Origin of the sequence: Nocardia sp. 2TAF39, assembly GCF_052114905.1 — a bacterium.
In the GTDB taxonomy this organism is placed as follows: domain Bacteria; phylum Actinomycetota; class Actinomycetes; order Mycobacteriales; family Mycobacteriaceae; genus Nocardia.
Window position 1 is genome coordinate 1 of sequence record NZ_JBFRFQ010000095.1, and the last position, 7,144, is coordinate 7,144.

Annotated in this window: 10 protein-coding genes; 6 read left to right on the forward strand and 4 right to left on the reverse strand. The window is 67.1% G+C overall.

Going from position 1 to position 7,144, the window contains the following annotated elements:
- Nucleotides 1-549: 549 nt before the first annotated feature.
- The 6 genes from AB4Z47_RS30180 (at nucleotide 550) to AB4Z47_RS30205 (ending at nucleotide 5,401) form a co-directional block, all read left to right on the forward strand.
- Nucleotides 550-1,332, forward strand: coding sequence for a hypothetical protein (locus tag AB4Z47_RS30180; RefSeq protein ID WP_441956036.1), 783 nt, complete (start codon nucleotides 550-552; stop codon nucleotides 1,330-1,332).
- A 118-nt stretch (nucleotides 1,333-1,450) separates the two neighbouring features.
- Entirely contained in the window at nucleotides 1,451-1,654 is a 204-nt protein-coding gene (locus AB4Z47_RS30185; protein WP_441956038.1) for a hypothetical protein, read from the forward strand.
- 170 nt (nucleotides 1,655-1,824) lie between these two features.
- Nucleotides 1,825-2,070, forward strand: a complete 246-nt coding sequence (locus AB4Z47_RS30190; protein ID WP_441956040.1) for an SAM-dependent methyltransferase — start codon at nucleotides 1,825-1,827, stop codon at nucleotides 2,068-2,070.
- A gap of 142 nt (nucleotides 2,071-2,212) precedes the next feature.
- On the forward strand, nucleotides 2,213-4,201 hold the full coding sequence (locus AB4Z47_RS30195; RefSeq protein ID WP_441956042.1) for a PfkB family carbohydrate kinase: 1,989 nt from the start codon (nucleotides 2,213-2,215) through the stop codon (nucleotides 4,199-4,201).
- Nucleotides 4,198-4,971 carry an NAD-dependent epimerase/dehydratase family protein gene (locus AB4Z47_RS30200; protein WP_441956044.1) on the forward strand — a complete coding sequence of 258 codons (774 nt, stop codon included), beginning with the start codon at nucleotides 4,198-4,200 and terminating at the stop codon, nucleotides 4,969-4,971. The genes AB4Z47_RS30195 and AB4Z47_RS30200 overlap by 4 nt, the downstream gene beginning before the upstream one ends.
- A gap of 148 nt (nucleotides 4,972-5,119) precedes the next feature.
- A complete protein-coding gene (locus tag AB4Z47_RS30205) occupies nucleotides 5,120-5,401 on the forward strand; it encodes a hypothetical protein (RefSeq protein ID WP_441956046.1) in 282 nt (93 codons plus the stop codon).
- 76 nt (nucleotides 5,402-5,477) lie between these two features.
- Here AB4Z47_RS30205 and AB4Z47_RS30210 read toward each other — a convergent pair whose 3' ends face one another.
- From AB4Z47_RS30210 to AB4Z47_RS30225, 4 genes are all read right to left on the reverse strand, one after another.
- Complete coding sequence (locus AB4Z47_RS30210; RefSeq protein WP_441956048.1) at nucleotides 5,478-5,894, reverse strand: universal stress protein; 417 nt, start codon at nucleotides 5,892-5,894, stop codon at nucleotides 5,478-5,480.
- A 102-nt stretch (nucleotides 5,895-5,996) separates the two neighbouring features.
- Nucleotides 5,997-6,347 (reverse strand): carboxymuconolactone decarboxylase family protein, encoded by a 351-nt coding sequence (locus AB4Z47_RS30215; protein WP_441956050.1) that lies wholly within the window; start codon nucleotides 6,345-6,347, stop codon nucleotides 5,997-5,999.
- A 180-nt stretch (nucleotides 6,348-6,527) separates the two neighbouring features.
- Entirely contained in the window at nucleotides 6,528-6,872 is a 345-nt protein-coding gene (locus AB4Z47_RS30220; RefSeq protein WP_441956051.1) for a hypothetical protein, read from the reverse strand.
- Between the two features lie 40 nt (nucleotides 6,873-6,912).
- Nucleotides 6,913-7,144 (reverse strand): transposase (locus AB4Z47_RS30225; RefSeq protein ID WP_441956053.1); only part of this gene is annotated, 232 nt, incomplete at its 5' end.

The window sequence follows — 7,144 nt, forward strand, 5'->3', positions numbered from 1 at the left end:
GCCAACCGCGACGACTCCGCCCGCGACCATGCGACAAGCTGGTCCCGCTCGTCACCGGCCAGTACGAACTCGACATCACTACGCCCGAAACCCGCCACCCCAACACCATAGATAATTAGAGCTGCAATTTCGGGACCGACACACTAGTTCACGTCCACGCAGTGCAGCAGTTTCGGCTGTGGGCTGTGTGCCGCACGGATTGGGATCGTCGCAACACAGGCGCAGTGTGCACATGGTCACGCCTAGCGCGGGGCATTCCTGGCAGGTTGGTGATGAAGGAATGACGCGATGACGCCTACGTTCGGGTACCTGCAGCTGTCACTGGTCGGTGACCGCGCAGGTCAGGTTATGCGCATGTTCGAGGAGCTGGCCCGCTATTGCGGGGGTTCGGTTCAGGGGCGAGTGTTCGCCGAGTTGGAGCCACCAGCTGAAGTGTGGTGGAAGATGTTGACCCCAGGCAACCGTGAGCAGTTACGAGCAACCGCCGCCCGCCGCGAGATTGTCCTGAATCGGGTGCTGGGCAGTCCGCCACCGACAACTGCGTTGTGGATGCTGCTGGACGCGCTGGCGGGTTGCGATGGTGAGCTGACATATCTGCTCGTTCCGTCGCCGCAGCATTTCGACGGCCTAGGTGTACCAAGAGACTTGATGTTGCGAAGGATGTCGGACGCATGTCCATCGCTGCTGGTGGTGTATGCCGATTCGCCGGCTACACAGCTGCGGGAAGGGCGAAGTCTGGCGCGGCTGGGCGAGATCAGTCTTGATGACCAGCCAGGCACCTTAGTCGATGTCACGGTCGGTGCGTTCGCTGACCCTGTTGGTGTGGTGCTGTCCCACACGCACTGGGGGCTTTCGCGTGCGGGTCTCAGCAGCCTGGTCCAGCCGGTCGATTCGCTCATGCGTCTGCTCGTCGGTGCGGCGGTGAGTCACGTGACGGCTGACGCCAACAGGCTCCAGGTCCGGGTGGTCCGTCCGCCGCTGGCCGCGACGTTGGCGGTCGAGGTCTGGGAATCACGGGACCACTCCGACGAACCGGTCAGTGGCGAGGTGATCGAGCTCGTTGACCCGGACAGCGGCGGCACCGTGAAGCGCCACCGTAGTCCGGCTGGCGGGACCCTGACCCGCTGCGAGCTGGCGTTGCCGGGATCTGAGCGGACCGATCAGGTAGGCACTGCAGAGTTGACAGCTGTGCTGCATGAGTACGTTGCTGGGATCTCGGACTGGCTGATCGGCGACCCGTCGAGTTCCACGCGGTCAGTGTGTCATCGAGCGGCCGCCTCGAAAGCAGAGGCCAGCACCGAAGGTCATCAAAACGTCAGTGCAACGCGGTGAAGCGGCAGCTCCGGGCAGGCCAACATGCACCGATTCTGAGGTCCATGGAAAACACTGATGGCGGCGCCCGGGCCGCTGCTGGCCCAATCTGCTCGCTACGTGCGCGAGGAGTTCAGTCATGACAGATATTCTGCCGCAGCGTGATCCAGGGGCGACGTTGCCGCCGTATTTCGAGCGGCTGAGTGAGATGCGGGCGACGGTCGTGGCGTCCCGAGACGAGCTCGACGGGCAGGGGCCGCGGCCGTTCTCCCGAGATGAGGAGACGGTGCGGCGCATCGCCGAGGGATTACCGCAGTGGACCGGCATACCGCAGGCCGATTGACAGGTCATGGAGTGCCGCCTGGTCGTTGACTTCGACATGCCGGGAGTGCCGATTCAGCACTACCGAGCAGAGCGGTCTGCCGCCGAGGCCTTCGCCCAGGATGCGAAGCGCCTGGGACGGCCGCGGGTGACCGTCGACGACAGGGTGACCGCAGAGATGAAACCTCTTCCGTGTCAGCAACTTTTCATCGAGTAGAAGGATGTGCCCGAGATGTCGACACCGCTGTGGTCGACCGCGCGGCCGAGATATACGCCGATAAGGGAATTGAGTTCCGGCCCCGCAGTCGCAAGGGGGTCGCGGCCCTTCTGTCGGGCTGCGATCTTATCAAGCCTGGGCTGGTCGCGGCGCACCGCTGGCGGCCCACCGATGACCTCGACCAGCGCCGCCCGCAGCGGCTCGGCTGGAAGCCGCCGTAGGCGGCAGAAGTGCGCTATTCCGCCGCAGTCGGGCGAATGCGATGACGGGGGTCGAATCGGGCCAATGCCCACCACATTTCACATCAAATGTCTTGATTTGCAGGGAGATTCGTTGGTGAAGGATCGAGCGGTGGAGAGCCCTATGAACGAATCCGGTACGGATCGCGTCGCGAAGCTTTCCGCGGCGCTGGAGGGCGCGGACCTGGAGAAGGTCAGGTCATGGGGCCAGATGCTGGCCAACCGGCTGCGGCGAGGCGGGCGGGTGCTGGCGGTCGGCAACGGTGGAAGCGCAGCGCAGGCACAGCACTTGGTGGCCGAGCTGGTGGGCCGGTTCGAGTCCGAGCGGAACCCGTTGGCAGCGTTGGCGTTGACCACCGATTCGGCGGTGGTGACCGCGATCGGCAACGACTACGGATTCGACGAGTTGTATGCACGGCAGGTACGCGCGCACGGCCGCGAAGGCGATGTGCTGGTCGCGATCTCCACCTCCGGGCGCAGCGCGAACGTGATCACGGCGGCCGCGGAGGCGAACGCACTGGGAATGCTCACCTTCGCACTGACCGGACCCGCCGGGAGCGCGCTGGCACAGGTGTGTGACGAGGTGGTGGCCATCGAGTCCTCGGCGACATCGACAATCCAGGAATGCCATCTGCTGATCGCACACGAACTGTGCGCGGCCGTCGATGCGGCCCTGTCCTCCGCCCCGTCGGGTTCGATGCCGATCGCCCCACAGTCCAACGGCACGGTGGCTGAGCAGGTTCGGCGCGTGGTGGTGGTCGGTGATGTGCTGGCGGACTGCGACTGGTGCGGTGAGGTCACGCGGGTGTCGCCGGAGGCGCCGGTGCCGGTGCTGAGCGCGGTGTCGCGACAGTGGCGGCCGGGCGGCGCGGGCCTGGCCGCGATGCTCGCCGCCGCAGACGGCTGCGAGGTCACGCTGATGACCGCGATCGGCGACGACGACCCCGGGCGGCGGATACGCGCGGACCTCGCCGCGGCGGGGGTATCGGTGATCGACCTCGGCACCATGGGGCCGACGCCGGTGAAACTGCGTATGCAGGCGAGGGGCCAGACCCTGGTGATGGTCGATGATTCTGCACCGCCGTGCCCGGTGGGCGATCCGCCGCCGGAAGGCGCGAAGGCGCTCGCCGAGGCGAACGGGGTGCTGGTCGCCGACTACGGGCGCGGGGTGGCCGCGCAACCTCGGCTGCGTTCGCTGCTGTCGACCGTGGCGCGGCGTATGCCAGTGGTGTGGGATCCGCACCGGCACGGACCGGCCCCCGTCGAGCGGGTGAGCGTTGTTGTGCCGAACCATGAGGAAGCCGCTCACCTCAGTGGAGAAGAGGCTGCTGCCGGTGATCTCGATGCCGATGTCCGCCGGGCTCGGAACCTGCGATCCTGGTGGCGATGCGGGCATGCGGTTGTCACTCGCGGCGCCGGCGGCGCGGTCCTGGTCGGCTCCGACACCGATCCCGCGCAGGTGTTCCCAGCACCGCGGCGCGAGCACGGCGACGCTTGCGGGGCGGGCGACCGGCTCGCGGTCGCGCTGTTGGAAGAGCTGATCCGCGCACGGATCCCGTCGACAGCGGTACAACGCGCAGTCGTCGTGGCCGCTGACTATGTGGCCGGACACCGCCCGCCAGGCCCGCGACCGCGGGGTGATCGCGATGTTGACGGGGTCGCGGTGGCGGAGCGGGTTCGCGCGGCGGGCGGTCGGGTGGTGGCTACCGGCGGCTGCTTCGATGTGCTGCACGACGGGCACCGCCAGCTGTTGGAGGCTGCGCGCGCGATGGGGGACTGCCTGATCGTGCTGCTCAACAGCGACGCCTCCCTAGCCAGGTTGAAGGGCTCGAACCGGCCTCTTGTGCCGCAGGCGCAGCGGGCGGCGATGCTGGCGGCGTTTGCGTGCGTGGATGCGGTCGTAGTGTTCGACGAGGACACCCCCGCCGAGCTGCTGGAGCAGGTGCGGCCGCACATCTGGATCAAGGGCGGCGACTACGGTGCCACCGAGCTGCCCGAGGCTGCGGTGGTGCAGCGCCATGGGGGCCAGGTCGTTTTCGGCCCGTACTTGGATGGGGTGTCGACGAGTGAGTTGATCGAGCGTGCTGCGGCCGGGCGGATGGTGCGGTCATGACCCGCTCGGTGTTGGTAACGGGAGTGGCGGGGTTCATCGGCAGCCACACGGCCGCCGGTCTGCATGCGGCGGGGTGGATGGTGACCGGGGTCGACCACCACCCGGCCCACGAGGGCCGGGTGTGGGAGTCGATCACCGCAGACGCCCCCGCCCCGGCGCTGCTGGCGCGGGTCGCTGGAGGGGAATTCGCGGTAGTCGTCCATCAGGCGGCGATCAGCGACACTCTCGCCCCGGATGACGAGCGGCTGCGGTGGTGCAACGCGACGGTGCCGCTGCGGATCGCGCGCGCGTGCGCCGAATCCGGGATACGTCTGGTGTACGCATCGTCGGGCAGCGTGTACGGCATTGTGCCGCAAGGTGTTTCCTCGCTGGAATCCGACGCCGACAATCGAGGGCGCTGCTCGGGCCCGCTCAACGCGTACGCGGAATCGAAGCTCGTGATGGATCGGGTGATGCGTCGCCGCGCGGGGGCATTCGGCCTGGACTGCGTTGGGCTGCGCTACACCAACGTCTTCGGCCCCGGCGAACAGTCCAAGGGGCGCATGGCGAGATCCTGTGGGACCTCGCGGTCCTCGGCGTCGGCATCAACGACGTCTGTTCTCTCGCGAAATTCATCTGCTGTTCATCCAGCCCCGTCCGTGAAATCATTCCTGGTCACAGGCACTGGATGGATTGGGAGTCGAACAACAGGTCCGCCGATGTTGATGTGCGCTGGTCACTCGCTTGGAACGAGAACTGTGCCCTTGGTTGCACTGACGTTGGCGTCCTGATGCTACGAAGGAAGCTCAGGGGGCAGAACGCCGCGTCGTAGCGCGATCCGGTCGTCATAGGGTTCTGGGGGCCAGTTTGGCCGAGCACCCCGAGGCGGTCAGCTCTCGTGTCGTTGCCCAGGCTCGCCTGTCTCGGGCTGGAGGGACTGTGGTGGTGGACGATGTGGTCTGTCGGGGCCATATGCAGAGGTTGTGGGTTGTGTTGCGGGTTGGGCATCCCGACAAGGCATTTCGGTACTTCTGCCCCGTGGGGCGGATCGACGCGCACACCGACCCGGATCTGGATGTGCTGGTCCACGTGCTCGACGGCGCAGGGACCCTGACCACCGAGCTCGGCGATTTCGAATTGATCCGCGCGGTGCGCTGGTGTGGTTGCGTCGGCGGTAGCGGCCTGTGTTCGCCGCCGGTCCGCACGGGTTGCGGTATTTGACTGTGCATCAGCGCCGTCAGGCTCTGGTGCTCGATCCGATCGGCTGACCGGATCGGTGGGTGGGCGGCACCCGCTGTCAGGGCACGACGGTGACCGGGCAGCGGGCTCTGCGCAGCAGCCGCGCGGGCGTGGATCCGGCCAGGCGGTGTAGCCAGCTGCTCGACCGGCCGACGACGAGAATGTCGGCGCTGTTGTCGGCGGCGAGCCGCGCGAGTTCGATGGCGGCGTCGCCGGAGGGGACGGTGAAGGACCAGGGCACGGGCAGGTCGTGGAGGATCTCGCCGGCCAGCTCGCGCGCTGTGGTGATCTGGGCGGCGGCGAGTTCGGTGGTGACGTCGGTGCCCATCGCCGCGAGGCTGGCGAGGGAGGCGGTGGGGGCGAGTGTGCTGATGTGGGCGTCCAGCAGGGTGGCGTGCATGCGGCGGGCGGAGCCGGCGGCGTAGGCGAGAGCGTGCTGGGACTCCAGGGAGGTGTCGACGCCGACGACGATCAACGGCCGCCGAGGCGCTCGCGACGGTGGCTGCGCACCTGGCTCTGTTCGATGGCGGGGTCGCGTCGCCGATCGCGGGGTCTCTTCGGGTGCTCGGGCCGGGATTCAGCCGGCGTGTCCATGGGCGTGTTCGGCCAGGGTGTGCAGGGCCACGGTGGAGTGGGCGAACACGCCACCGGCGCGCATCTCAGCGGCGACCCAGATCGATTCCATGATCTCGGCGTCGCTGGCGTCGGCGCGGTGCGCGAGCGTGGTGTGTCCGGTGATGCAGTACGGGCATTGGGTGACGTGCGCGACCGCGACGGCAATGAGCTGCTTGGTCTTGCGCGGCAGCGCGCCGTCGGCGAAAACCTGGCGGCTGAATTCGTCGAACGCCTGATGGATATCGGGGGCCAATTCCCGGCGCCACACACCGATAGCGTGGGTCGCGGCGGGATAGACGGTGGTGTCGTTCATCTGCTGTTCTCCTCTGCTCTGTCTGTCGATTGCTCTGTCTGTCGATTCCTTCCGATCCTTCCGAGTGCGCACGACGTGCGTCTCGGTGATGTGCCCCGCCGCCCCAGATCCGCTGGTGGGTCACCTTCTGGGACCGACCGTCTGTGGCCACGACAAGGACTTTTCATGACACGCTGTGGATCAGGACGGGATGCCGCCGACGAGAAGGGCGGCGACTTTCAGCGTTTCCAGCGCCACATACGCGTAGTGGCCGCGCGAGCGGGGCGCGTCGTGACCGGCGAGCACGGCATCGCTGCGGCGGGTCAGCCACGGCCGGACCAGCGTGAGCTGCACGATCAGCGCCGCGATGGCGACCACCAGGGCGGTGATAGCGCCGTTGTCGGGTGGGCCGATCATGATGGCGGCGAGAATCGTTGTCGCGAACACGGTTTCGAGGCGTCGAGGGCACCGAAGACCAGCCGCTCCGACGCCGAGCCCGATCGGTACGGTGACGCCGGAGGCACTGAATTTCAGGATCTGGCTCACTTTCCGTGACGAAAGTTATTTGCGCTGAAGGTCTTTGGCGTCATCGTTGTGCGGCCGTGAGAAGCACGCGTTTGCGTAGCAGTGGAAGGCCGGCCCTGCCGAACATCTGCCTCTTGATCATCTTGATGTGATTGACGCGCCCCTCGACGGGACCGGAGTTCCAGCGGACGGTCAGGCCAGCGGTGACGGCGTTCAGGTCGGACTCGAGCCCGTTGGCGAAAGAGGTCAGACCGGGCAGATCGTCGGCCCGGACGGTGGCGATCCATCCGAGT

Coding starts and splice junctions, on each gene's coding strand:
- AB4Z47_RS30180 (WP_441956036.1), top strand. CDS start 550: ATGCTGCTGGACGCGCTGGCGGGTTGCGATGGTGAGCTGACATATCTG.
- AB4Z47_RS30200 (WP_441956044.1), top strand. CDS start 4,198: ATGACCCGCTCGGTGTTGGTAACGGGAGTGGCGGGGTTCATCGGCAGC.
- AB4Z47_RS30195 (WP_441956042.1), top strand. CDS start 2,213: ATGAACGAATCCGGTACGGATCGCGTCGCGAAGCTTTCCGCGGCGCTG.
- AB4Z47_RS30215 (WP_441956050.1), bottom strand. CDS start 6,347: ATGAACGACACCACCGTCTATCCCGCCGCGACCCACGCTATCGGTGTG.
- AB4Z47_RS30185 (WP_441956038.1), top strand. CDS start 1,451: ATGACAGATATTCTGCCGCAGCGTGATCCAGGGGCGACGTTGCCGCCG.